This is a genomic window from Kineococcus sp. DHX-1 (assembly GCF_042473625.1).
GTDB lineage: Bacteria > Actinomycetota > Actinomycetes > Actinomycetales > Kineococcaceae > Kineococcus.
Map to the genome: position 1 here is coordinate 1,061,884 of NZ_CP170445.1, position 20,661 is coordinate 1,082,544.

At 75.2% G+C, this 20,661-nt stretch carries 18 protein-coding genes; 12 read left to right on the top strand and 6 right to left on the bottom strand.

Annotation, left to right across the window (positions count from 1 at the left end; genetic code table 11):
* Window positions 1–134 precede the first annotated feature (134 nt).
* Both ACFEMC_RS05205 and ACFEMC_RS05210 read left to right on the top strand, forming a co-directional pair.
* Window positions 135–2,180, top strand: a complete 2,046-nt coding sequence (locus ACFEMC_RS05205) for a M3 family metallopeptidase (RefSeq protein WP_380174254.1) — start codon at window positions 135–137, stop codon at window positions 2,178–2,180.
* A gap of 75 nt (window positions 2,181–2,255) precedes the next feature.
* On the top strand, window positions 2,256–3,272 hold the full coding sequence (locus ACFEMC_RS05210) for an NADPH:quinone reductase (RefSeq protein WP_380174256.1): 1,017 nt from the start codon (window positions 2,256–2,258) through the stop codon (window positions 3,270–3,272).
* 60 nt (window positions 3,273–3,332) lie between these two features.
* Here ACFEMC_RS05210 and ACFEMC_RS05215 read toward each other — a convergent pair whose 3' ends face one another.
* The 3 genes from ACFEMC_RS05215 to ACFEMC_RS05225 form a co-directional block, all read right to left on the bottom strand.
* Window positions 3,333–5,006, bottom strand: a complete 1,674-nt coding sequence (locus ACFEMC_RS05215) for a DNA repair helicase XPB (protein ID WP_380174258.1) — start codon at window positions 5,004–5,006, stop codon at window positions 3,333–3,335.
* Between the two features lie 37 nt (window positions 5,007–5,043).
* On the bottom strand, window positions 5,044–5,805 hold the full coding sequence (locus ACFEMC_RS05220) for a DUF4190 domain-containing protein (protein ID WP_380174260.1): 762 nt from the start codon (window positions 5,803–5,805) through the stop codon (window positions 5,044–5,046).
* Between the two features lie 85 nt (window positions 5,806–5,890).
* On the bottom strand, window positions 5,891–8,353 hold the full coding sequence (locus ACFEMC_RS05225; protein ID WP_380174262.1) for a helicase-associated domain-containing protein: 2,463 nt from the start codon (window positions 8,351–8,353) through the stop codon (window positions 5,891–5,893).
* Between ACFEMC_RS05225 and ACFEMC_RS05230 the strand changes: the two genes are divergently transcribed.
* On the top strand, window positions 8,331–8,858 hold the full coding sequence (locus ACFEMC_RS05230; RefSeq protein ID WP_380174264.1) for a DinB family protein: 528 nt from the start codon (window positions 8,331–8,333) through the stop codon (window positions 8,856–8,858). The genes ACFEMC_RS05225 and ACFEMC_RS05230 overlap by 23 nt on opposite strands.
* Before the next feature lie 37 nt (window positions 8,859–8,895).
* Here the strand turns inward: ACFEMC_RS05230 and ACFEMC_RS05235 are convergent, their stop codons facing one another.
* Window positions 8,896–9,891, bottom strand: coding sequence for a sigma-70 family RNA polymerase sigma factor (locus tag ACFEMC_RS05235; RefSeq protein ID WP_380174266.1), 996 nt, complete (start codon window positions 9,889–9,891; stop codon window positions 8,896–8,898).
* Window positions 9,892–10,083: 192 nt separating this feature from the next.
* Between ACFEMC_RS05235 and ACFEMC_RS05240 the strand changes: the two genes are divergently transcribed.
* From ACFEMC_RS05240 to ACFEMC_RS05255, 4 genes are all read left to right on the top strand, one after another.
* A complete protein-coding gene (locus ACFEMC_RS05240) occupies window positions 10,084–10,725 on the top strand; it encodes a sulfite exporter TauE/SafE family protein (RefSeq protein WP_380176612.1) in 642 nt (213 codons plus the stop codon).
* Window positions 10,726–10,763: 38 nt separating this feature from the next.
* The gene (locus ACFEMC_RS05245) at window positions 10,764–11,543 is read left to right on the top strand and encodes a carbon-nitrogen hydrolase family protein (protein ID WP_380174268.1); all 780 of its coding nucleotides are present in this window, start codon (window positions 10,764–10,766) and stop codon (window positions 11,541–11,543) included.
* Window positions 11,544–11,715: 172 nt separating this feature from the next.
* Window positions 11,716–14,130, top strand: coding sequence for a hypothetical protein (locus tag ACFEMC_RS05250; protein ID WP_380174269.1), 2,415 nt, complete (start codon window positions 11,716–11,718; stop codon window positions 14,128–14,130).
* 42 nt (window positions 14,131–14,172) lie between these two features.
* The gene (locus ACFEMC_RS05255; RefSeq protein WP_380174271.1) at window positions 14,173–14,589 is read left to right on the top strand and encodes a hypothetical protein; all 417 of its coding nucleotides are present in this window, start codon (window positions 14,173–14,175) and stop codon (window positions 14,587–14,589) included.
* A 4-nt stretch (window positions 14,590–14,593) separates the two neighbouring features.
* Here the strand turns inward: ACFEMC_RS05255 and ACFEMC_RS05260 are convergent, their stop codons facing one another.
* Complete coding sequence (locus ACFEMC_RS05260) at window positions 14,594–16,873, bottom strand: HelD family protein (RefSeq protein WP_380174272.1); 2,280 nt, start codon at window positions 16,871–16,873, stop codon at window positions 14,594–14,596.
* A 169-nt stretch (window positions 16,874–17,042) separates the two neighbouring features.
* On the opposite strand from ACFEMC_RS05260, the gene ACFEMC_RS05265 reads away from it, so the two are divergent.
* Together ACFEMC_RS05265 and ACFEMC_RS05270 are read left to right on the top strand one after the other, a co-directional pair.
* On the top strand, window positions 17,043–18,110 hold the full coding sequence (locus ACFEMC_RS05265) for a fatty acid desaturase family protein (protein ID WP_380174274.1): 1,068 nt from the start codon (window positions 17,043–17,045) through the stop codon (window positions 18,108–18,110).
* 169 nt (window positions 18,111–18,279) lie between these two features.
* Window positions 18,280–18,483 carry a cold-shock protein gene (locus ACFEMC_RS05270; protein WP_106212702.1) on the top strand — a complete coding sequence of 68 codons (204 nt, stop codon included), beginning with the start codon at window positions 18,280–18,282 and terminating at the stop codon, window positions 18,481–18,483.
* Between the two features lie 50 nt (window positions 18,484–18,533).
* Here the strand turns inward: ACFEMC_RS05270 and ACFEMC_RS05275 are convergent, their stop codons facing one another.
* Window positions 18,534–19,040, bottom strand: coding sequence for a DinB family protein (locus tag ACFEMC_RS05275; protein WP_380174277.1), 507 nt, complete (start codon window positions 19,038–19,040; stop codon window positions 18,534–18,536).
* A gap of 103 nt (window positions 19,041–19,143) precedes the next feature.
* Between ACFEMC_RS05275 and ACFEMC_RS05280 the strand changes: the two genes are divergently transcribed.
* The 3 genes from ACFEMC_RS05280 to ACFEMC_RS05290 all read left to right on the top strand — a co-directional run bounded on the left by ACFEMC_RS05280 (window position 19,144) and on the right by ACFEMC_RS05290 (window position 20,633).
* Window positions 19,144–19,383: a hypothetical protein gene (locus tag ACFEMC_RS05280; protein ID WP_367638964.1), complete on the top strand. Its 240-nt coding sequence runs from the start codon at window positions 19,144–19,146 to the stop codon at window positions 19,381–19,383.
* A 144-nt stretch (window positions 19,384–19,527) separates the two neighbouring features.
* The gene (locus tag ACFEMC_RS05285; protein WP_380174279.1) at window positions 19,528–20,235 is read left to right on the top strand and encodes a class I SAM-dependent methyltransferase; all 708 of its coding nucleotides are present in this window, start codon (window positions 19,528–19,530) and stop codon (window positions 20,233–20,235) included.
* Window positions 20,232–20,633, top strand: a complete 402-nt coding sequence (locus tag ACFEMC_RS05290) for a RidA family protein (RefSeq protein WP_380174281.1) — start codon at window positions 20,232–20,234, stop codon at window positions 20,631–20,633. Before ACFEMC_RS05285 ends, ACFEMC_RS05290 begins: the two co-directional genes overlap by 4 nt.
* Window positions 20,634–20,661 lie beyond the last annotated feature (28 nt).

The window sequence follows — 20,661 nt, forward strand, 5'->3', positions numbered from 1 at the left end:
GAAGGCTGTGAGGTGCCTGAGCCGTCCGTCCGGTGGCGTGGCGGTGAACGGGACGTGATCTCTTGCGAGCACGGTGAGCCTCACCTTCCCGGGGTGCGACCCTGCCGCGCCGGCGGGTGGGGCAGGATCGGTCCATGGACCTGCCGGAGTCGAACCCCTTCGCCGCCCCGAGCGACCTGCCCTTCGCCGTGCCGCCCTTCGACCGGATCCGCACGGAGCACTTCGCCCACGCGTTCGCCGCGGGGGTCCAGGCCCACCGCGACGAACTCGACGCGCTGTTCGCGCGCGAGCTGCCGGCCGCCGAGTTCCTCGACGCGCTGGAGTCCTCCGGCCGCCTCCTGGGACGGGCCGAGGCCGTCTTCTTCAACCTCGTCGGCACGGACGCCGACGACGACCTGCGCGCGGTGCAGGCCGAGTGGGGCCCCCGGCTCGCCGCCCACCACGACGCGGTGCGGCTCGACCCCCGGCTCGTGGAGCGCGTGCGCGTCCTGCACGAGGACCCGCCGGCCGGGCTGGGCGAGGAGCAGCGGCGGCTCCTGGAGCGGTTGCACCGCGACGCGGCCCGCTCCGGCGCGCTCCTGGACGAGGCGGGCCAGTCCCGGCTGCGGGAGCTGAACGAGGAGCTGTCGCGCCTGACGACCGCCTTCGACGTCGAACTGCTGGCCGACACCAACGACCTCGCCGTGCACGTCACGGACGCGGCGGAGCTCGACGGCCTGGGCCCGGCCGAACTCGCGCGGGCCGCCGCGGCCGCGGGCGACCGCGGCGGCTACCTGCTGCCGCTCGGTCTGCCGTCGGGACAGCCGGTGTTGGAGTCGTTGCACCGCAGGGAGACGCGGCGTCGCGTCCACGAGGCGTCGGTGCGCCGCGGCGGGCGGGGCGGACCGCACGACACCCGGGCCACCCTGCTGCGGATCGCCGGGCTGCGCGCGCAGCGGGCGGCGCTGCTCGGGTTCGCCGACCACGCCTCGTGGGTCGTCGCGGACGAGACGGCCGGGGACGTGGAGGCGGCCGTCGGGATGCTGCGCCGGCTGGCCCCGGCGGCCGTCGCGAACGCGCGGGCCGAGGCGGCCGAACTCACCGAGCTCCTGCACGCCGACGGGCACGACGGGCCGCTGGAACCCTGGGACTGGGCCTACTACGCCGAACGCCTGCGCCGGGAGCGGTACGCCGTCGACACCGAGGCCCTGCGGCCGTGGTTCGAGCTCGAGCGCGTCCTCGTCGACGGCGTCTTCGCCACGGCCACCGCCCTCTACGGCCTGACGTTCACCGAGCGCACGGACGTCCCGGTCTTCTCGGCCGACGTGCGAGCGTTCGAGGTGGCCGACGCCTCGGGCGCGCTCGGGCTCTACCTCTTCGACCCCTACGCCCGGCCGTCCAAGCGCGGCGGGGCGTGGATGAGTTCCTTCGTCGAGCAGTCCCGGCTGCTCGGGGAGCGTCCCGTCGTCGTGAACTGCCTCAACGTCGCCAAGCCCGCCGCGGGCGACCCCGCGCTGCTCACCGTCGACGAGGTCGAGACGCTGTTCCACGAGTTCGGGCACACGCTGCACGGCCTGCTGTCCGACGTGCACTTCCCGCGGTTCTCCGGGACGAGCGTGCCGCGCGACTTCGTCGAGTTCCCGTCCCAGGTCAACGAGTTCTGGGGTTTCGAACCCGAGGTGCTGGCCCGCTACGCCCGGCACGTCACCACGGGCGAACCCCTGCCCGAGGGCGCGGCCGAGGGGTTGCGCGCCGCCCGCGCGTACGGCCAGGGGTTCGGCACGACCGAGTACCTCGCCGCGGCGCTGCTCGACATGGCCTGGCACCGGGTGACGCCCGGCGCCCTCGACGGTGCCGAGCCCGACGACGTCGGCCGCTTCGAGGCGACCGCGCTGGCCGAAGCCGGGGTCGCGCTGGACGCCGTCCCGCCGCGCTACCGCAGCACCTACTTCCACCACGTGTTCGGCGGCGGGTACGCGGCCGGCTACTACTCCTACGTGTGGAGCGAGGTGCTCGACGCCGACACCGTCGAGTGGTTCGCCGAGAACGGCGGCCTGCGGCGCGAGAACGGCGACCGGTTCCGCGCCACCGTGCTCTCGCGCGGGGGCAGCGTGGACCCCCTCGCCGCCTACCGGGAGTTCCGCGGCCGGGACGCGCGGATCGAGCCGCTCCTGCGACGTCGGCAGCTCGCGGAGGCCTGAGGCGGACACCGTTCCGGCCCGGCCGCGGCGCGGGGCGGGAGGAACAGGACGGGCGGTCGCGGGGTTCGCCCCCGTGTGAGAGCTGTCGTGTACTCCGAGACCGGCCCGTCCTCCGTCCTGCGCCTGGAGGACCGCCCCCTGCCCGAACCGGACGCCGGGGAGGTCCGCCTGAAGGTCGTCGTGTCGGGCGTCAACCCCACCGACTGGAAGTCGCGCAGCGGCGGCACCGCCTCGCTGGCCTTCCCCGAGGCCACCCCGAACCAGGACGGCGCGGGGATCGTCGACGCCGTCGGGCCGGGCGTCCCCGACCTCGCGGTGGGGGACCGGGTCTGGACCTGCATGGCCGCCCAGGACCGGCCCACCGGCACCGCGCAGGAGTTCACCGTCCTGCCCGCCGAGCGCGTCACCCGGCTGCCCGACGGCGCCTCCTTCGACGTGGGCGCCTCCCTCGGCGTCCCGGCCGTCACCGCGCACCGCGCACTGACCGTCGCCGAGGACGGCCCCCGCCGCCTCGCCCCCGGGGCGCTGGCGGGCCGCACGGTCCTGGTGGCCGGGGGAGCGGGGGCCGTGGGCAACGCGGCGATCCAGCTCGCCCGCTGGGCCGGCGCCACCGTCGTCACCACCGTCAGCGGTCCCGAGAAGGCCGCGCTGGCGCAGGCCGCGGGCGCGCACCACGTCGTGAACTACCGCGAGGGCGACGCGGTCGCGGCGATCCGCGAGGTCGCTCCCGACGGCGTCGACCTCGTCGTGGAGGTGGCCCCCGCGCAGAACGCCGAGCTGGACGCGCAGGTGATCCGTCCGCGCGCGTCGATCGCCGTCTACGCGAACAACGGTGGGGACGAGGTGCGCCTGGACGTCCGCCCGAACATGGTGACGAACGCCCGCTGGCAGTTCATCCTCATGTACACGATGGGGGCCGAAGCCCTGGCCGCGGCCGCGGAGGACGTCACCGCTGCCGTGCGGGACGGCGCGTTCGGGGTGGGGGAGGAGCACGGGCTGCCGCTGACGCGGTTCACCCTGCAGGACACCGCTGAGGCGCACGACGCCGTCGAGGCGGGCGCCGTCGGCAAGGTGCTCATCGACGTCGGCTGAGCCCCGAACGCGAGGACGCCCCGGACCGTGCGGTCCGGGGCGTCCTGCGTTCAAGCGCCGTCAGTCCGGCAGGACGCCGTTCGCGTCCGGGACCCCGCCGTCGATGTCGTCGGCGTCCACGATCCGGTACGCGTACCCCTGCTCGGCGAGGAACCGCTGCCGGTGGGCGGCGAAGTCCTGGTCCTTCGTGTCGCGCGAGACGACCGTGTAGAAGCGCGCCGACCCGTGGTCGCCCTTGGGGCGCAGCACGCGGCCGAGGCGCTGGGCCTCCTCCTGGCGGGACCCGAAGGACCCCGAGACCTGGATCGCGATCTTCGCCTCGGGCAGGTCGATGGAGAAGTTCGCCACCTTGCTGACGACGAGGGTGCTGATCTCGCCCTGGCGGAACGCCTCGAACAGGCGCTGGCGCTCCTTCACCGTGGTGTCGCCCTTGATGACGGGCGCGTCGAGGCGGTTGCCGAGGTCGTCGAGCTGGTCGATGTACTGCCCGATGACGAGCGTCGGCTCGCCCTGGTGCTGGGCGACGAGCTTCTCCACCACGCGCGACTTCGCCGGCGACGTCGAGCACAGCCGGTAGCGCTCGTCGTCCTCGGCCGTCGCGTACGCGAGCCGCTCGGAGTCGGGCAGCGTGACGCGCACCTCGACGCAGTCGGCCGGTGCGATGTAGCCCTGCGCCTCGATGTCCTTCCACGGGGCGTCGTACCGCTTGGGCCCGATGAGGGAGAACACGTCGCCCTCGCGGCCGTCCTCGCGCACGAGCGTCGCGGTCAGGCCGAGACGCCGGCGGGCCTGCAGGTCGGCCGTCATGCGGAAGATCGGCGCCGGGAGCAGGTGCACCTCGTCGTAGACGATGAGGCCCCAGTCGCGGGCGTCGAACAGCTCCAGGTGCGGGTAGACGCCCTTCCGCTTGGTCGTCACGACCTGGTACGTCGCGATCGTGACGGGACGGATCTCCTTGCGGGCACCGGAGTACTCGCCGATCTCGTCCTCGGTCAGCGAGGTGCGCTTGATGAGCTCGTCGCGCCACTGCCGGGCCGAGACGGTGTTCGTGACGAGGATGAGGGTCGTCGCGCGGGCCCGGGCCATCGCGCCGGCGCCGACGATCGTCTTGCCGGCCCCGCAGGGCAGGACCACGACACCGGAGCCACCGTGCCAGAAGCCCTGCACGGCCTCGTCCTGGTACGGCCGCAGCGTCCAGCCGTCCTGGGCGAGGTCGATGGGGTGCGCCTCACCGTCGACGTAGCCCGCGAGGTCCTCGGCGGGCCAGCCCAGCTTCAGCAGCACCTGCTTGAGGTTGCCCCGCTCGCTCGGGTGCACGCGCACGGTGTCGGGGGCGAGGCGGTCGCCGAGCAGGGGCGAAGCCTTCTTGTTGCGCAGCACCTCCTCCAGGACGGGGGCGTCGAGGGCGCGCAGCAGCAGACCCTCGGTCTCGTCCTTGACCAGCTGCAGGCGCCCGTACCGGGCCATCGTCTCGGCCACGTCGACGAGCAGCGCGTGCGGGACGGAGTAGCGCGAGAACTCCAGCAGGGTGTCGACGACCTGCTCGGCGTCGTGCCCGGCCGCGCGGGCGTTCCACAGCCCCAGCGGGGTCAGGCGGTAGGTGTGGACGTGCTCGGGAGCCCGTTCCAGCTCGGCGAACGGGGCGATCGCCGCCCGGCAGGCCCCGGCCCGCGGGTGGTCGACCTCCAGGAGCAGCGTCTTGTCGCTCTGGACGATGAGGGGTCCGTCGGTCACCTGGTGGTCAACTCCGCGCGGGCTCGGGAACTTCCGGTCATCGCTGGAACAGCACGCTCACCGAGTTGCTGTCGAACGAGGAGGAGCCGCTGTCGAAGCCGCCGCTGGCCCCGACGGCGATGAAGACGATGATGCCGATCACGGCGAGGACCGTCAGCCCGATGTTCACCCAGGCGCAGATCTTCCCGGCCAGCAGGTAGCCCAGGCCGCGCTTGGTGCCGCCGGACTGCACGATCTCCCGGCGCGCACCCGGCATCAGCGCGAGCGCCACGATGGCAGCGATCCAGCCGAGGCCCGTGCCCATGAGGACGAGGCCGCCGACCGCGGTCCAGCAGACGGCGTGCGCCATGCCCGTCACCTTCGGCCCGTCGTACGACGGGTACTGCTGGTTGTAGCCCTGCGCGCCGTACCCGCCGTAGGACCCGCTCGCGGGGTACTGCTCGTTCTGCTGCGGAGCGCCGTAGGCGGGCTGGCCGTACTGCTGGCCGTAGGACTGGCTCTGCCCGTACCCGGGCTGGCCGTACGACGACTGGCCCTGCGACGACTGCCCGTAGGACGACGGGTCGGAGGACGACTGCCCGGAGGACCCGCCGTAGCGCGGCAGCCCCTCCGTCGGCGCCGCGCCCGTCGGCTGGGCCTGCGTCGGGGCGTCGCCCGAGGATCCCGCGCGGTACGGGTCGTGCGCGTCCTGGCCCGAGCCCTGCTGCTCACCCTGGCGGTAGGGGTCCTGCGGCGCGGGGTCCGCGTCCGGCTTCTCCCACCAGGAGCGCTGTCCGTCGCCCTGCCCGCTGTCAGTCATGGTGGTCCGCACTCCGAGTCTCGTCCGCTGGGTCAACCGGTTCGAGGCACGACGCTAGCCCACGCCCCCGACAGGCACCTCACGCTCACGGCTCGGCCTGGACCACTCCGGTGATCCGGTGGACGGAGAAGGACCGCACCGTCCGTTCGGTGTGGTCGAAGGCCGTGATCCTCCCTCCGTCGACACCGAGCGCGTCGACCAGGTGACGACCGGCGGCCCCCGCGGTGTCGACGTAGCCGATCCACACGGGCTGGCGCCGGGCCACGGCCTCGCGCAGCACCGACAGGGACGTCGTCGGGTCCATCGTCGGCAGGGCGGGGGCGTGCTTGTGCCGGTCGCGCTTGCGTTCCAGCTCGGCGATGTCCTCGTCCCCGCTGCGCAGCGTCTGCACCGCGGCGGTCACGAGCGAGGGACCGGGCAGCGGCGGTTCCCCGGTGACGGGCCGCGGCGGCGGCGTCGGCCCCGTCCGGGCCACCGTGGGCCGGCGCACGACGAGCTCACCCGAGGGGCCCTCGGCGGCCGGGGCCGCTCCGACCTCCCGCAGCACGGCGAGCACCTCGTCCGGTTCGGCCGCCGCCGCCAGGACCGTCGGGGCCAGCAGCCGCAGCCGCAGCGGAGCGCACCGCTTGTCGGCCACCAGCTCGGCGAGCAGGGCCGGGTCCTCGGCGCGCACGTACGCGGCGGCCCGACCGACCCGGACGCGGCCGTGCCGGCGGGCCACGTCGCGGACGAGGTACTCCAGCGGCTGCGGGACACCGGTCGAGGACAGCTCGGCCAGGAAGGCGAGGGCGTCGTCGGCCGTCGCGCCCTCGTCGAGCCCGCGCCGCACCGACGTCGGGTCGAACCGGTAGACGGTCGCCCCGCCCCGGCTCTCCACACGTGCGAGGGACTCGAGCCGTCGGGCCAGCACCGGCTCGAGGGGACCGGGCGCCACGGCCGTGAGGTCGGCCTGCAGCAGGACCTCGCGCACCGGGGTCGGCAGCGCGGCCTCCAGCGCCCGGCGAGCCCCGTCCTCGTCCCCGGCGAGCAGGGCCCGCCCGGCGGGGCCGAGCGCTCCCGCGCCCAGGACGCCGAGCCAGCTCGCGTCCCGCAGCGTCCACGTCACGAGGTCCTCGCGCAGCCGGCTCGCCCGGCGCGGCGCGGTCCACCGCAACCGGTCCGCGAGGCTCGCCGCGTCGGCGGCGTGGCCCTCGGGCAGCGCGGCGAGCTCGGCCAGCACCGCCTGCCGCACCGCGGGGGCCGAGGCACGGTCGAGGTCGGCGCCGAGGGCGTTGCGCGGGGAGTCCTTCGCGTCCCGGGTGCCGACCATCGCCGGCACGCGGGTGGACGGCAGCCACGCCGAGACGAGCGTGAGCCAGCGCTCCCCGGGCTCTTCCTCCAGCCACGCGTCGAACGCCGGGGTCGGCAGCCAGCGCGGTTCGACCTCGCGGTCGTCGGCCACGAGCCCGGCCACCCACGCCGTCTCCACGACGAGCGCCGCGGTGGGGTCGTCGACCTCCAGCGCGGTCGCCGTCCGCCGCAGGTCCCGCACGCCCAGGCCGCCCGCCCGCAGCACCGGCGGGCCGGCCGTGCCCCACCAGCGACCGAGCTCGGCGACGAGGCGGCACGCCTCGGTGGCGGCCTCGGCCGAGGCGGCGGTCACCTGCGGCGCAGGGCGTTCCGTCGTCGTCAGCTCCGGTGCCGTCCGCTCCGGGTTCCGGTGCACGCGTCCGCCGCGCAGCGCCAGACCCACCTCGCGCGGCAGGACGACGGTGCCCGGTCCGGACACGGCCAGCAGCCCGTGCGAGAGGAGCCACTCGACCGGTCCGCTCGCCGAGGCCGCCCGCACCTGCCGGTCGGCGCGCTCCACGGCTCCCGTCGGGGGCCCCCAGGTGAGCTTGTCCAGGACGGCGCGCACACCGTCGGGGGCGTCCTGCAGCAGCGTCTGCACGGTGCCGGTCGCGGCCAGGTGCTCGGCGAGCCGAGCCAGGGCGACCTCCGGGTCGTGGCTGACCTCCAGGCCGAGGTCCTCGAGCAGTTCGGCCAGCCGCTGCGGCGAGCGCCGGCCCAGCGCGTCGGCCAGGGACGGGCCCAGCCCGGCCGGGTGCGGCCCGAGGAGCTCGCGGACGGCGGAGACGAGGTGCAGCCGGCGGTCCGTGCCCCACACCAGGGCCCGGCGGCGCAGTTCGGCGACGACGTCGCCCGCCTTGGCGCCCCACGCCTTCGAGACGGCGGTCACGCTCGTCGGGTCGGGCAGCACCGACAGCACCTCGGCCACCTGCAGCAGCGGGGTGTCCAGGCGTTCGAGCGCGCGCTGGGTGCTGGCGCGCGTGGTCGCCCGCGTGGCCAGCGCCGAGGACGACGTCGGGAGGGGAGCGGCGAGGTCGGGGCGCGCGGCGAACAGGGCCCGCAGGTCCTCGTCCGCGCGGGCGCGCAGGTCCTCGGCGAGGGTGCGCGGGGTCGACTTCGGGGCGCGAGCTGGGGCCGTGGGCATCGGGAGGAGTTTAGGGCCGTGCTCCGACACGGGCCGGTCGTAGCGTTCGGCCATGACGACCGTCGAGCCGGGCACCGAGGCACCCCTGTCCGGCGAGCGCGCTGCGATCCTGGAGGCCCTGACCAAGCACCGGTGGCTGTTCACCGCCACGCTGACCGACCTCACCGACGAGCAGGCCGCCGCGCGCACCACCGTCAGCGAGCTGTGCCTGGGCGGGCTCGTCAAGCACGTCGCGGACACCGAGGACCAGTGGGTCCGGTTCGCCCGCGAGTGCACCTCGGCCTTCCCCACCTTCGAGCAGACCGACTGGCAGGCGCGTGCCGACTCGTTCCGGCTGCTGCCGGGGGAGACCGTGGCCGGGGTCCTCGCCGACTACGCCGCCGTCGCCGCCCGCACCGACGAGGCCGTCCGCACGCTCGACCTCGACCTGGCGTTCCCGCTGCCCGAGGCGCCCTGGTTCGAGCAGGAGGAGTGGTCGGCCCGCCGCGTCTTCCTGCACCTGCTGGCCGAGATCGCCCAGCACGCCGGGCACGCCGACGTACTGCGGGAGGCGGTCGACGGGCGGAAGTCGATGGGGTGATCCGCGCCGTCGCCGACGCGGGTTGCGCCCCACGTCCTCAGGCGGGCGGCTCCTGCGGGAACCCGAAGAGGTCGAAGAGCCGGGTGTCCAGGAACGAGGTGATCCGCGCGATCTTCCCGTCCGCGAGTTCGAGGGCCTGCACGGCGAAGGGCACCAGTTCCCCGTCGGCGCCGATCGGCTTGTAGTGCACGAAGGCGGGGGAGCCGTTCATCGTCACGGGCACGAGCTTGGACCCGCGGCACTGGTGGCCCGGGCCGAGCATCCACGCCGCGATGTCGTCGGCACCCTCGAGCCACAGCTCGAACGGCGGCATGTTCTGGGTGACGTCGGCGGCCAGCAGTTCGACGAAGGCGTCGATGTCGTAGGCCTCGAAGGCGCGCACGTACTGCTCCAGGAGCGCCTGGTGGCTCTCGCCCAGCGGTTCCGTGCGGCCGACGTCGGGGCGGTCGGCGAGGGTGGCGCGCGCCCGCTGCAGCGCGCTGTTCACCGACGCCGTCGTCGTGTCCAGCAGCGAGGCGACCTCGTCGGCCTTCCAGCGCAGCACGTCCCGCAGGATCAGCACGGCGCGTTGCCGCGGGGGCAGGTGCTGCAGCGCGGCGACGAACGCGAGCCGCACCGACTCCCGCGCCACCGCGATCTCGGCCGGGTCCCCGGCCTCGGGCAGCACCCGCTCGTCCACCATCGGCTCCAGCCAGGTGTCCTCGCCGCGCGTGCGGACCAGCGACGCCTCGACCGGTTCCCACGCCGTCGCCGACAGGTCCATGGGACGCGCCCGCCGGCCGCGCGTCTCGATCGTCGTCAGGCAGACGTTCGTCGCGATGCGGTAGAGCCAGGACCGCACACCCGAGCGGCCCTCGAACCCCTCGACGGACTTCCAGGCGCGCACCATCGTGTCCTGCACGGCGTCCTCGGCGTCGAAGGCCGAGCCCAGCATCCGGTAGCAGTAGCCGCGCAGCTCCGCGCGGCGCGCGGCCAGTTCGCGCTCGAGCTCCTCGCGCGTCAAGGGGCCGGCGCCGGGAGTGGTCGTCGTCACAGGGCCAGCACAGCACAGACCCCCGACACGAGGGGAGACCCTTCCGGGGCCCGGTTCGCGGGTCGGGCCGGAGGAGCCGGTTCACTGGGCCCCGTGATCGAGGTGCCCCTGCTGCTGCTCGCCGGCGTCGCGGCCGGGCTCGTGGGCAGCACGGCGGGACTCGCCTCCCTCGTGTCCTAGCCCGCCCTGCTCCTGGCGGGACTGCCACCGCTGGCCGCCAACGTCACCAACACCGTCGCGCTCCTGGGGGTGACCGCGGGGACGGCGGCCGGGTCGCGCCCCGAGCTCACCGGCCAGGGCGCCCGGCTGCGCCGGCTCCTGCCCGTCGCCGCCGCGGGCGGGGCGCTGGGGTGCGTCCTGCTCCTCGCGCTGCCCTCGACGACCTTCGAGGGGATCGTCCCGTTCCTCGTCGCCGGGGCCGCGCTGCTCCTCCTCGTCCAGCCGCGCGTGCAGCAGCTGCAGCCGGGACGCTGGTCCGCCCGCAACCCCCTCGTCCTGGGGGCCGTCTTCCTCGTCGGGGTCTACGGCGGCTACTTCGGTGCCGCCGCCGGCGTGCTCATGCTGGCGTTGATCGAACTCCTGCACGCGCAGTCCCTCGCCCGCAACAACGCCCTGAAGAACATGCTCACGGGTGCGGCGAACACCGTGGCGGCCGTCGGCTTCGCCGTCTTCGGGCCCGTCGACTGGTGGGCCGCCCTCGCGCTCGGCGTCGGCTGCGTCGTGGGTGGCCGGCTCGGCCCGCCCGCCGTGCGACGGGTGGACCCCCGGTACCTGCGCGTGGTGGTCGCCGTCGCCGGCCTGGCGCTCGCGGTCCGGCTGTTCCTCGCCCGCTGACCCGCCCGCCCGTCGGACCGCCGTGGTAGGCAGAGCCCGTGCGCATCGCCCTGTCGCAGATCAGCAGCGGACTCGACCCCGCCGCCAACCTCGACCTGGTCCGGGCGGAGGTCGCCGCGGCCTCCGCCGCGGGGGCCCGGCTGCTGGTGCTGCCCGAGGCGACGTCGTGCTGCTTCGGGGTGCCGCTGGCGCCCGTGGCCGAACCCGTCGACGGCCCGTGGGCGACCGCCCTGGGCCGGATGGCCGACGAGGCCGGGCTGACGGTCGTCGCGGGCGCCTTCAGCCCCGGGGCCGGCGGCCGGGTGCGCAACACCCTGCTGGCCCGCGGCGCCGGGGTGCACGACCACTACGACAAGGTCCACCTCTTCGACGCCTACGGGTACGCCGAGTCCGACACGGTCGAGGCGGGCGAGCGTCCCGTCGTCCTGGAGGTCGACGGGGTCGGCGTCGGCCTCAGCACCTGCTACGACGTCCGGTTCCCCGGGCTCGCCACCGCCCTGGCCGACGCCGGGGCCCAGGTGCTCGTCGTGGCGGCGTCGTGGGGCGAGGGGCCGGGCAAGGCCGAGCAGTGGGACCTGCTGACCCGCGCCCGCGCCCTCGACAGCACGAGCTGGGTGCTGGCCTGCGGGCAGGCGCGCCCGTCCCGCCCGTCCGGTGACGCCCCGACGGGGATCGGCCGCAGCCGCGTCGTCGACCCGCTCGGCGTCGTCGTCGCCGAGCTGGGGGAGGAGCCGGGACGGCTCGTCGTCGACCTGGACCTGGACCGGGTGCGGACGGTCCGCGGGACGCTGCCCGTCCTGCGCAACCGCCGGTTCTGACGTCCCGTCAGCGGCACCGGGCCCCTGATGTCGGCGTTCCGGTGAACGTCCCCCCGGGTGGGTGCGGGCTGTGGGAGCGTTCGCCCGGCGCCCGTGATCAGCGGACGCCGGAGGGCGCCGGGCGCCCCGGACGAGGGAGCTCCACGTGGTCAGGTCATCGAGCAGGCGGCGCGTGGCCCGCGGGGTCACCGGGGGTGCGCTGACCCTCGCGGCGTCGCTCGCGTTCGCCCCGGCCGCCGGTGCCGCTCCCGCCGGCCCCGCACCCGTCGCCAGCGGGACGACGGCGTCGGCGCCGTGGACGGTCACCCCGGCCGGCGCCGGGTCGTGGGACGTCGACCTCACCCTGCCCGACGGTGTGCCCGTGCGCGCCGCGCAGCCCCAGCTGGTCGTCGACGGCGTCCTGCTCGGCACGGCGCGCGAGGAGTCCGACCGCCGCACCCTCACCGTCCAGACCTCCGACCCGCGGGTCGCCCGCGCGCGCAGCGTCCGGCTCGCGTGGAACGGCGTCGTGGCCGGCCAGGAGGCGCGGGTGCTCAAGCACGCCGCCGCGCCGACGGCCGCCCCCCAGCCGGACCCGGGCGGCCGCACCCTCGCCCAGGACCCCGGCGCCACGGGGCGCTACGCCGTCACCCGCGCCGACTACGACCTCGGCGACACCGCCGTCCGCCTGCCCGGCCTGGGCGGGCAGGCCGTCGAGGAGCGGGCCGCCGTCTACCTGCCGAAGGGCGCCACCGGTCCCCGTCCGGTCGTCGTCTTCCTGCACGGGCGCCACCAGGCCTGCTACGGCGGCAGCGAGGACCAGTTCGACGAGGGCTGGCCGTGCTCGGGCGGCGCCAAGCCGGTCCCCAGCCACCTCGGCTACGGCCAGGCGGCGCAGGCGCTGGCCTCCCAGGGGTACGCGGTCGTCTCGATCAGCGCCGACGGGATCAACGCCCTGGACTACGCGGCCGAGGACGGCGGCGCCCAGGCCCGTGGCGAGCTCGTGCTCGCCCACCTCGACCTGCTCCGGGCCTTCACCGCAGGCCGGGGCGGGGTGGCCGGAGCGCCCTTGAAGGGTCGCCTCGACCTGTCCGACGTCGGCCTCATGGGGCACTCCCGCGGGGGCGAGGGCGTCGTGCGCGCCGCCCTGCTCAACGCCGAACGTCCCGACCCCTACGGCATCAGGGCCGTCATGCCGCTGGCCCCCGTCGACTTCGCGCGGCAGACGCTGCCGGGGGCGGCGATGGCCGTCGTCCTGCCCTACTGCGACGGCGACGTCTCCGACCAGCAGGGCCAGCACTTCTACGACGACACCCGCTACGCCGCGAAGGACGACGTCCTGCGCACGTCGCTGCTCGTCATGGGCGCGAACCACAACTTCTTCAACTCCGAGTGGACGCCGGGGGTGTCCCAGGCCCCCTCGAACGACGACTGGGGCGTCGACGACGACCCGGTCTGCGGTTCCTCCTCCCCGCAGCGCCTCACCGCGGCCGAGCAGCGCGCCGTCGGGGCCGCCTACGTCTCGGGGTTCTTCCGCCTCAACCTCGGCGGCGAGGAGCAGTTCCGTCCGCTGTTCGACGGCACCGGCGGGCGTGCCGCCTCGGCCGGTCGCGCCGTGGTCCACACCGAGGCCCAGCAGCCCTCGTCCGCGCGCACCGACCTGGCCCGGCTCGAAGGTCCCTCGTCCTCGGTGACCCTCGCCTCGAAGTCGGCGTTCTGCGTCGGCGCGGGGGAGCCGGTGCCCGGCCAGGCCGCCCGCTGCACCTCGCAGGACCCGTACTCCGGGTCCCTGCCGCACTGGACGCCGGCCGCCTTCGCGCCCACCGTGCCGGCCACCCCGCTGCTGCACGCCCGGTGGACGGTCGGGCAGCGCAAGCCCGTCACCGTGCGCGTGGCGCCCGGAGCCGCCGCGGGGGTCCACCAGGCCCTGACGTTCCGCGCCGCACCCGCACGGACGCTGAGCACCGACCTGCAGGTGACCCTGACGGACGCGGAGGGCCGCACCGCGAGCGTCCCCGTGTCCCGGTTCTCCACCGCGCTCTCGGCGCTGCCGGTGCTGGCCTCGCCGTGGTCGCAGGACGGCCAGGGGGCGGCGAAGACGTGGCTGCGCACGGTCCGCATCCCGCTCGACGCCTTCCCCGGCGTGGACCTCGGCACCCTCGCCTCGGTCTCCTTCACGCCGCTGGGGCCGACCGCGAACGTCTTCCTGTCCGACGTCGCCCTCGACGCGCCCGCGGCCGGGAAGGGCGTCGTGACGACCCTGCCCGCCGTGAGCATCGGGGACGTGCAGGCCGTCGAGGCCGACGGGACGCAGGAGTTGCGGATGCCCCTGACGCTCTCGCACCGCTCGGCCGTCCCGGTCACCGTGGACGTCGACACCGCCGGCGCCGCGCTCGACGGCCGCATCCCCGCCGCGTGGACGCGGGTCACCATCCCCGCCGGCGCGCTGACGGGCTCGGTCGTCGTGCCGCTGACCGGGGACACCGTCCCGGAGGAGCAGCAGGCCCGGTTCACCGTGACGATCGCGACGCCCCGCGAGGCGGTCGTCGGGGACGGCTTCGGGACGCTGACGGTCTTCGACGACGACGCGTTCTCGCCCCAGGGCTGACCGGACGGGCACCGGCGGGGGACGGGCGGTTCCATGGCCCCCGTGACCGACGCCGCCGCGGCCCTGCTGGCCGCCACCGCCGCGCACGCCGCCTTCTCGGCGGTCGTGACGGCGGTGGCCTACCCGGCCCTGGCGGCGACGCCGGCCGACCGCTGGGCCGTCGTGCACGCGGCGCACTCGAGCCGCATCACGCCCGTCGTGGCGGTCGTCTACGGCGCGCTGCTGGCGTCCTGGGCGTGGGCGCTGGCGACCCTGCCCGTCGGTCCCGGCCTCGTCGTCGCCGGGGTCGGGACCGTCCTGGCGCTGGGGACGACGGCCGCGGCCGCCGCGCCCACCCACGCCCGGCTGGGGCGGGAGGGGCCCCGGCCCGAGGTCGTGCGCCGGTTGCTGCGCGCCGACGCCGTGCGCACCGTCGGGGCGGCGCTGGCGCTGGTGGGGGCCGTCGCCGCGGTCTGGTGACCCGTCAGGCGAGCGACTCCATGCCCGTCGGCAGCGGTTCGGCGTGCAGCACGTGCAGCTCCTGCGTCGCGCGGGTCAGGGCGACGTAGAGGTCGTTCGCCCCGCGCGGCCGCCGCAGCACGGCCGCGGGTTCGACGAGGACCACGACGTCGAACTCCAGCCCCTTGGCGCGGTGGACGTCGAGGACGGAGACGGCGGCGTCGAGGTCGTCGGGGGAGCCCGCGACCGAGCCCGCGGGCAGGGCGGCGGTCACGGCGGCCCGCAGCGCGTCGGACCCGACGGGTCCGTCCTCGTGCGCCGTGAGGACGGCGATGCGCCCCTCGTCGAGGGCGTCGAACCGCGACCGCACGAGGTCCACGACGGAGGCCACGCCCTCGAGCGGGACCGCGACGGGGTCGTGCTCGCCCTCGCGGACGGGGGTCGGCGGGTTCGCCGAGATGCCTGCGGCCCGCAGCACGTCCGCGGCCACGCGGGAGATGCGCGCCGGCGTCCGGTAGTTGACGGTGAGCTCCTCCAGCCGCCACCGGTCGTCGACGACGGGTTTCAGCGCCTGCGCCCAGGACCGCGCACCGGCAGGGTTCGACGTCTGGGCGACGTCCCCGACGAGCGTCATCGACCGCGACGGGCAGCGTCGTTCCACCAGGCGCCAGGCCATGGCGGACAGTTCCTGCGCCTCGTCGACGACGACGTGCCCGTACGCCCAGGTCCGGTCCACCGCGGCGCGTTCGGCGACGGTGCCGCTCGGTCCGCCGGTCGCGAACCGGTCGGCGAGGAGTTCGGGGGAGACGAGCGGGTTCCCGACGCCGGAGGCCTCGAAGTCCTCGAGGACCTTGCGCGCGTAGGCGACCTGCTCCTCGCGCTCGGCCGCGGCGCGGGCGTCCGTCGCCGTCTCCTCCAGCGGTCCGAGGAGTTCGGCGAGCTCGTCGAGCAGCGGGACGTCGGCCTCGGTCCAGGCGGCCGGGTCCTCGCGGTGCAGGGCGTCGCGGTCGCGCTCGGACAGGCCGGGGGCCACCTCGACCAGCAGCGCAGGGTTCCGGTAGAGGGCGGCCAGCACCTTCTGGGGAGTCAGCGGCATCCAGCAGAGGTTGACCTCGCGGCGCACGTCGACGTTCTCCCGCAGCTCGGCGACGAGGTCGTCGCGCTCCTCGCCGAGGTCGACGCCGCGGGCGCGGGCCAGGGAGTTCACGAGGGAGTTCAGCACCTCGCGCACGAACGTCACGCGGGCGAGGTTGTGGGGCTTGCGCGTGCGGCGGGCCCGGGTGCGGGCCGACGCGATCGCCTCCGGGCGCAGCTGCACCCGCGTCCCGTCGAGGTCGAAGCGGATCGGCCGGGCGGGGACGCGCTGCCGGGCGGCCACGGCCGCGTCCAGGACGTCGACCATCCGCAGCGACCCCTTGACGCGGGCGGCCGTGGGGGATTCCTCGCCCCGCCCGACGACGCCGGGGTACATCTCGCCGAGGGTCAGCGTCACCACGCCGGTCTCGCCCAGCGCGGGCAGCACCTGCTCGACGTAGCGCAGGAAGACCGGGCTCGGGCCCAGGAGCAGGACACCGCTGCGGGCCAGCCGGTCGCGGTGGGTGTAGAGCAGGTAGGCCGTGCGGTGCAGGGCCACGGCGGTCTTGCCCGTCCCAGGCCCGCCCTGCACGACGAGGACGCCGCGCTCGGAGGCGCGGATGACGCGGTCCTGCTCGGCCTGGATCGTGGCGACGATGTCGCCCATCCGGCCGGTGCGGGGGGCGGTGACGGCGGCCAGCAGCGCGGCGTCTCCCGTCGTGCGCTCGCCGTCGGCGGCCACGAGCACCTCGTCGTCGACGCCCGTGACGCGCCGACCGGAGGTCAGCAGGTGCCGGCGCCGCACGACGTCGCGGGGAGAGGCCGCGGTGGCCTGGTAGAAGTCCTGCGCCGCCGGTGCCCGCCAGTCGACCAGGACCTGCGTGCCGCGCTCGTCGGCCAGGCCGAGGCGGCCGACGTACCGGCGGGGGTCCTGGGTGCCCTCGCGCAGGTCCAGGCGCCCGAAGCAGAGCCGGTTCTCCACCGACCACAGCTGGGAGAGCCGGTCCTCGTAGAGCGTCGCGAACGCGTCCCGCTCGAAGCGGTTCTGGTGGGTGCCAGTGGCCTCGGTGCGGCGCACCTCGGCGAGCTGCTCGGCGGTCTGCTCCCGCAGCTGGTCCAGCCGGGCGTAGAGGCCGCCGACGTGCGCGTCCTCGGCGGCGACGACCCGGGCGACCTCCCCGGCCTCGGCCTGCGCGACGACGTCCGCGTCCGACTGCGTCGACTGGCTCACTCGGTCGGCTCTCCTCGGGCGGGACGGCTCAGGCGCGCCGCGAACGGCACCGAAGAAGAGTAGACGGGAACGCCGGGGCACGAGCGGGCGGACCTGTACGTTCAACCACAGCTGCACCCGCCCGACCCGTCCAGACCGGGCGCGTCCCCCCACCTCGCCGAGGAGTCCCGTGACGACCCTGCCCACCGACGCCCGCCCAGCGCGCCGCACCACTCCCTACGGGGCGCTGACCGCGGCGGTCCAGGAGGCCGGGCTCATGCGCCGGCGCACCGGGCACTACTGGGTGCGCATCGCCGCGACGACCCTGGCCTTCGCGGCCGTCGTCGCGGGCACCGTGCTGCTGCGCGACTCCTGGCTGGTCCTGCTGACGGCCGCCCCGCTCGCGCTCGTCCTGACGCAGTTCGCCTTCCTGGGCCACGACGGCGCCCACCGCCAGATCTTCGCGACGCACCGCGGCAACGAGTGGGCGGCGCGCATCTTCGCGGCCCTGCTGACGGGCCTGTCCTACGGCTGGTGGATGGGCAAGCACACCCGCCACCACCAGGCCCCCAACAAGCTCGGGACGGACACCGACATCGAGTCCGACGTCGTCTCGTTCCACGGCGAGGCCGCGGCCGGCCGCAAGGGGCTGCTGCGCTGGGCCACCGCCAAGCAGGGCTGGTGGTTCTGGCCGCTGCTGACGCTCGCGGGCCTGAACCTGCACGCCGACTCGGTCCGCACGATGATCAAGGGCCGTGCGGGCAAGCGCCGCTGGATCGACACCTCGCTCATCGTCGTGCACTGGGCCGTCTACGCGACCGCGCTCGTGCTGCTCCTCGGGCCCGCCCGCGGCGCCGCCTTCTTCGGTGTCCACATGGCCGCCTTCGGGTTCTCCATGGGCGGCGCGTTCGCCCCCAACCACGTGGGCATGCCGATCGTCGCCCGCGAGGCCAAGGTCGACTACATCCGCCGCCAGGTGCTCACGTCGCGCAACATCTCGGGCGGCTGGTTCGTCGACCTCGTCATGGGCGGGCTCAACCACCAGGTCGAGCACCACCTCTTCCCGTCCATGCCGCGACCCAACCTGCGCGCGGCTCGGCCCTTCGTGCAGCGCTTCTGCGCCGAGCACGGCATCTCCTACACCGAGACGTCGCTGGCCCGGTCCTTCGCCGACATCGTGGCCTACCTGAACCAGGTGGGGATCGCCGCGCGCGACCCGTTCTCGTGCCCGCTCGTCGGTCAGCTCCGCGCCGCCTGAGGAGTTGCCCGCCCCGGCGCGCGACGTGCTACGTTGTGGGCTAGTCGCAGTTCTTCGACGTGCTCGCAGCGCCCCGGGGAATCACCGAGGGCCCAGTACGCTCACCACCCGGTCAGCACCCTCGGCGGCGAGCCTCACACGAGTGGGGCGCAACACCCGAGGAGGCCTCATGGCTCAGGGAACTGTCAAGTGGTTCAACGGTGAGAAGGGCTTCGGCTTCATCGCCCCCACCGACGGTGGTCCGGACGTCTTCGTCCACTACTCCGCGATCTCCGGCAACGGGTACCGCAACCTCGAGGAGAACGACACCGTCGAGTTCGAGGTGACCCAGGGCGCCAAGGGCCCCCAGGCCGCCAACGTCGTCCGTCTCTGACGAACGCCTGAACGACCCCCGTCCCTGCTGGGACGGGGGTCGTTCTGCGTTCAGCGCCGTTCCAGCACCCCGCGCAGGAACGCCGCCTGCGCCGCGTGCTCGAGGTCGTCGTCGGCGACGCTCACCAGGCGCACCCCGAGCGTGACCGGGGGATCCCACTGCTCGTCGACGACCCGGTCGAGGTCGGTGTCCGACAGGGTCCGCAGGTAGGCAGTCGTCCGGTCCTGGACGGCGTCGAGGTACCCGGTGAGGAGTTCGGCGCTCGCCCGGATCCGGCCGACCTGGTCGGCGTCGAAGCCGTACCCCGTCTCGCCGTCGTCGAACGGGAGGCCGAAGCGGCCGGCCCAGCCGTCGGCCGTCCAGGTCTGCTCGTGGCCGGCCACCTCGCTGACGTGGTCGTCCTGGACGCGCGCGAGGTGCCACACGAGCCAGGCGATGCTGTTGGCCTCCGGGTCGAGCCGGGCGGTGAGCGTCTCCTCGTCCAGGCCGTCGACGGCGGCGTGCACGGCGTCGGGGATGCGGCCGTAGAGGTCGAGGAGGAGGTCCTTGGCGTCCATGGCCCCCACCCTGCGCCGCCCCGTCCGGGCCTGCACGCGGGGCCCCCTGCTCCGGACGGGGGACGGTCCGAAACGTGTGCCGTCACGCAGCGATGAAGCTGTCGTGACGCAACGCGAACTCCTCGAGCGGTGGTGGGGCTCCCTCGACGGCACCGGACGCCGGGACGTCCTCGAGGTGGAGCCGGGCGACTTCCTCAGCGAGGCCCTCGCCCTCGACCTGCAGCTCTACGGCGTCCACGTCCCCGACGTCGCCGTGGCGTTCGACGTCGACGGGCTCCTGCGCCGGATCGTCGTGCACGTCCAGCCCCGCGAGTTCACCGACTTCCTCACCGCCGTCCGCTGACCCGCGACCGGACCCAGTCCCGCGTGGAAAACACACTTTCCGCCCTCGGCAAGCACGTGCCGAGGGCGGAAAGTGTGTTTTCCACGCGGGAGCGGGGCCGGAAAACAGGGTGACCGGGGCGGGGGAGGCGCGCAGGATCGGGGTGTGCCGGACCCGACTTTCGCCGACCCGCGGCTCGCGGTCGTGTACGACGCCTTCGAGGACCCCCGACGGCCCGACCTCGACCCCTACGTGGCCCGGGCCCGCGTCCCCGGCACCCGGCGGGTCCTCGACGTGGGGTGCGGGACGGGGGTGCTCGCGGCGCAGCTCGCCGGCGCCGGTCTGCAGGTGACGGGCGCCGACCCGGCCGCCGCCAGCCTCGACGTCGCCCGCACCCGCTGCGACCGCGTCACCTGGCTCCACCTCGCCGCCGCCGACCTGCCGCCGATCGAGGCCGACCTGGCCGTCATGACGGGCAACGTGGCCCAGGTGTTCCTCACCGACGACGACCTCGACGCCGCGCTGGCCGGGGTGGCCCGGGCTGTGCGCCCCGGCGGCCGGTTCGTGCTGGAGGCGCGACGGCCGCAGGCCCGGGCGTGGGAGACGTGGGAGCCGGTCGAGGAGCACCGCGACGTGCCCGGCGTCGGCCGGGTCGAGCGCGCCTTCGCGCTGCTCGACGTGGCACCGCCGTTCGTGAGCTTCCGGCAGACCTTCCGGCTGGGGGGTGAGGTCGTCACCTCCGACTCGACGCTGCGGTTCCGCGAGCTCGACGAGCTGGAGGACGCGTTGCGCCGCGGCGGGTTCTCAGTGGACGCCGTGGGCCAGGCGCCGGACCGACCGGGACTGGAGTTCGTCGTGGACGCGGTCCTGTGACCGGCGTCCGGCTCGTGCGCAGCGAGGACCTCGCCGAGGTCCCGTACGCCTACGTCGCCACCGTCCCCGCCGGGGCGCGGCTGGCCTTCCTCGCGGGCAGCTGCCCGCTCGACCGTGAGGGCGTGACCGTCTGCGTCGGGGACGTGGCTGGGCAGGCGCGTGCGGTCGTGGGGAACCTGCGCACGGCGCTGGCGGCCGTCGGCGCCGAGCTGACGGACGTCGTCAGCACGCGGGTGCTCGTCGCGACCACCCGGCGCGAGGACCTCGACGCGGCCTGGGACGTGGTGAGCGCCGCCTTCGGGGACCACGACGTCCCGAGCACGCTGCTCGGTGTCACCGTCCTGGGCTGGCCCGACCAGCTCGTCGAGGTGGAGGCCGTGGCGCTCGTGCCCGGCTGAGAGCCCGAGCGTCCGGGGGGAGAGGGTG

What these genes read in the sequence shown, in the direction of transcription:
- ACFEMC_RS05205 (WP_380174254.1), top strand. Translation starts at nt 135, where the DNA reads ATGGACCTGCCGGAGTCGAACCCCTTCGCCGCCCCGAGCGACCTGCCC.
- ACFEMC_RS05220 (WP_380174260.1), bottom strand. Translation starts at nt 5,805, where the DNA reads ATGACTGACAGCGGGCAGGGCGACGGACAGCGCTCCTGGTGGGAGAAG.
- ACFEMC_RS05230 (WP_380174264.1), top strand. Translation starts at nt 8,331, where the DNA reads ATGACGACCGTCGAGCCGGGCACCGAGGCACCCCTGTCCGGCGAGCGC.
- ACFEMC_RS05270 (WP_106212702.1), top strand. Translation starts at nt 18,280, where the DNA reads ATGGCTCAGGGAACTGTCAAGTGGTTCAACGGTGAGAAGGGCTTCGGC.
- ACFEMC_RS05275 (WP_380174277.1), bottom strand. Translation starts at nt 19,040, where the DNA reads ATGGACGCCAAGGACCTCCTCCTCGACCTCTACGGCCGCATCCCCGAC.